Here is a 3,546-nt window from a genome sequence, read left to right on the forward strand (position 1 = left end):
GACAGACTTTTGGCATGAACAGCGTACCGATTGGCTCTCGAGTATCACCAATCAAATCATTATGGGAAAACATCGCGGCAGTACCATACGTAGAACAGAAGTAAGCGATAATTTCATCAACACACATCAAGAACAAATAGACTTTTTAAGACAAATTACTCTTCACTTTAAAATTGAAGGTTTTGGCAAGTTAGAACAATTAGCAAGCCTCACCTTTGATGGTGTGAATGTTTTGCCTAATTATCCCCTTTTTGCCAATTCCTATGGCGTCCTTGAAAGCACTTTTAAGATTCCTAAAAATATCACCGCTGGCACAAAAAATGTTATCGCACAAGGCAGAGGTGGAACAATTGCAACGGGGCTTTTTACCGGTCAAGGTGTGATTGATGTGAAAGTGATGCGGCGCACCACCACGGTGAAGATCTGGACGCAAGTGGACCCACAAGCGCAAGTCTTTACCCCTGATGCAACACGGCAAATAACGGGGATTGACTTTCATCTTTGCAAAATCGGTAATGAGAACCATGATCTGGTGATTGATTTGGTCACTACAGAAAATGGCTATCCGACCGCCGATATTCAAGCGCAAAGCTTTTATTCTATGAAGGGCGCAAAGCTAGGTTGGGCAGAGGCACGCTATGATGTACCACTCCTTGTGATGGATGACCGTTTAACGGCTTTTGTCATTAAAACCGATGATGCTGATCATTCCGTCTCTTTAGCAAAGCTTGGAGATTTTGATGCAGAACACCAGAGATACGTCTCGAGCCACCCTTACGTGACCGGTCCACGCTTTTCTTCTGTCAATGCTAGGAGCTGGACCGCTCATCAAGATGAGGCTTTAGCTTTTAGGGTGCTGGCGGCACGCTACACACAAACAGAAAAAACCATTGATCTTGGCACTTTTGATCTTGTGGACTGCTCTGATTTACAAATCCGCGCAGCCATTGAATTGCCTTCAAGTGAGTGTTCTGTCATCTTTGAAATTGAACGAAACAATGGCACAATTTATCAACTGCTTCCCTTTCAATTGCTAAGCCTTACCGAATATATCAGTGAAAAGATAAAGCTTCGCGCTATTCTCAAAGGCACCGAAAAGCTCTCACCCGTCTTGTTTGCTCCTGTTCAATTGATTGCAGGAAAGATCCATAAGGAAGCCACTTATGTCACGCGTGCTTTTGCCTTTGGTGAAAAAGCAAGATTGACCAGCTATATCAAAACCTTTTTACCAGGCGGTGCAACCTTTACACTCGAGATGCAACTGGATGATGGTGGTTTCACCCCTTTGAAACTCGACGAAACAGAACAACTTGCCGAGCCCCTTTGGACAGAGCGCAAATTTATCAGTGGTGATAAAGGCGCCAAACAAGCGCGCTTGAAATTGACCCTTACCGGTGGACCTGCTGCGCGGTCCATGGTGTGTGATTTTGGCGCCGGCATATTATGAGGGAAAACAGAGATGACCAAAACCAAAAAACTCGACATGGAATTGCCTAAAGAAGGTCGTTTTATCAGTTCTGAATTCCCAATCTTGCGCGAAAACTTGACCAAAATTGATCAAGCTCTTTTGGCTGTTGAGGAAAAGGTAGACCAAAAAGCGCCTTCACAACACACGCATACCATAAGCGAAATCACAAATCTAGAAAGCGCTCTCAATGGCAAAATGGCAGCGGATAAAACTTTCTCATTTGCTGATTTAAGCGATATCGAAGGCGCACACGATGCCGCAAATAATTATGTTCTCTATAAATCAAGCAATAATAACTTCACCTTTGGCAGTGCTGTCTCACTGTTAGGCGCACATCAACATAAAACCGAAGATATCGTGGGTCTTGATGATTTTAGAGCCAAGATCAATGAAGATCTCACAAGCTATGGTCGCTTAGCCAGCCCAAATGAATGGCAAAGTTATAATAAATTTACCAGCAAAATCACTATGAGTGGTGGCTTAGAACTGTTGGGTAATTCGTCGTTTAATCTCACCCATAATGGTGAAATAGTTACCAGTTTAAGCACAACGGGAAGCTTTCTTAAAGGACCTTTGAGGGTTGATGGTGATGTTGTTTATACGAAGGCGCAAGTGGATGCCGCCATTTTGGCACAAATAAAGAGTCTTAAAAAAGATTTGATCGATAAAATCACAAATTGGCCGGCCCTTGCTGATGCTGAATTGCTCTATACACAGGATGGGAAAATTCAGTGGCCCATCTGGGTCACCGATAAAACTAAAGTTGAGATCCAAGCTTGGGGTGGTGGGGGTAGTGGTGGTAGAGCGTTTGGGATAGGATTAGGAGGAGGTGGTGGAGGTGGTGGTTGTTCCATCTGGTATGGCTATAAAGTCAGTTTAAACGGTCACGAGGATATCATCATTGGTAAAGGAGGGGCTTCTATTGCAAAGAATTTTGTAAGCGGTAAGCCTGGAGAAACAACAACCATTGGCAAAAATTTTATTACCGCTACCGGAGGAAAGGGTGGTGGGGGAGCTGACGCCCGTATCTCTCACTCGATTACTGGGAGTACGACTTCCTTCTATTCAGGCTCTGGTGGTGCTGGAGGCGTGGGAGGAAACTTTGGTTTAGCAACGGATGACCACCTAGGAATTGCCAAAGGCGGAAATGGTTATGCTGGGACAAGCGGAATCAATGGAAAAACAAGCGGTAATGGCGGTGATGCTGGAGGCGATACATCAAGAGGAGGCTCTGGAGGACTAGGCAAAGGTTCCTATAGTTCAGGAAAAGCAGGGCGTGGCTTTGGTGGTGGGGGTGCTGGTGCTCATGGAAATTCCTCTCCAAGCGGTGCTGGTGCTGATGGCGCTGTCCTTATAAGATTATGGAAAGAATAAATGGATGCACAAGTAACCAAGATATGACAGAAGTCAAATGGATAGCTGTTCTATAAGCAGGCTTATATGTTTTTAAGTCCTTTTATCGCTCTTTCAAAGCCCTTTTAAAGGGCTTTTTGAGTGACAGTGTCAGGCTTATGGAGCATGGTGATGGTTGTTATTCTCTCTTCATTGATTTGGAGAGCAAGATGGCAATAGAATTTAATCATGGGATTCGCATTGTAGAGGCTGGTGAGGATTCCCGTCCTTTAGCAACATTTGATCAGACCGCCATTGGAGCGGTTGTTACAGCCCCTGAAGCTGACAACCAAGTTTTTCCCCTCAACGAGCCTGTTCTTCTCTTTACGCATGAGGGAGAGAAGATCCAAAAGCTTGGGGCAAGAGGCACAGCTCTTGATGTCATTAACGCCGTGTGCGCGCAAGGGATTGAGGCACAAATTATTCTTGTGCGTGTGGAAGAAAAGTCAACCATAGCTGAGACACAAGCCGAGATGGTGGGATCAAATGCTCGACTGACCGGTGTGCATGCGCTAAAACACGCTAGAGGGCATTTAGGGGTAGAGCCTGGGATTTTACTGGCACCGGCTTATAGTGCAGGGCGCCTTGATAATGGTAAAAACCCCGTGGCAGACGCTTTGGAACAGGTTGCAGAAAAGCTACAAGCGATTGCGGTTTTTGATACGGGGGGTAAAAACACGCAAGAA

The 3,546-nt window shown here is 45.2% G+C and carries 1 protein-coding gene and 2 pseudogenes; all 3 read left to right on the forward strand.

Going from position 1 to position 3,546, the window contains the following annotated elements; translation table 11 throughout:
- Positions 1 to 1,447 (forward strand): annotated as a pseudogene (locus ACFIL7_RS01605) (DUF4815 domain-containing protein); the annotation flags it as partial.
- A gap of 12 nt (positions 1,448 to 1,459) precedes the next feature.
- Positions 1,460 to 2,842, forward strand: coding sequence for a Bgr_08870 family protein (locus tag ACFIL7_RS01610; RefSeq protein WP_375634165.1), 1,383 nt, complete (start codon positions 1,460 to 1,462; stop codon positions 2,840 to 2,842).
- A 188-nt stretch (positions 2,843 to 3,030) separates the two neighbouring features.
- Positions 3,031 to 3,546 (forward strand): annotated as a pseudogene (locus tag ACFIL7_RS01615) (phage tail protein); the annotation flags it as partial.

Source organism: Bartonella sp. AP3QHHD, from assembly GCF_042195765.1.
Classification (GTDB): Bacteria; Pseudomonadota; Alphaproteobacteria; order Rhizobiales; family Rhizobiaceae; genus Bartonella.

Coding starts and splice junctions, on each gene's coding strand:
- ACFIL7_RS01610 (WP_375634165.1), top strand. CDS start 1,460: ATGACCAAAACCAAAAAACTCGACATGGAATTGCCTAAAGAAGGTCGT.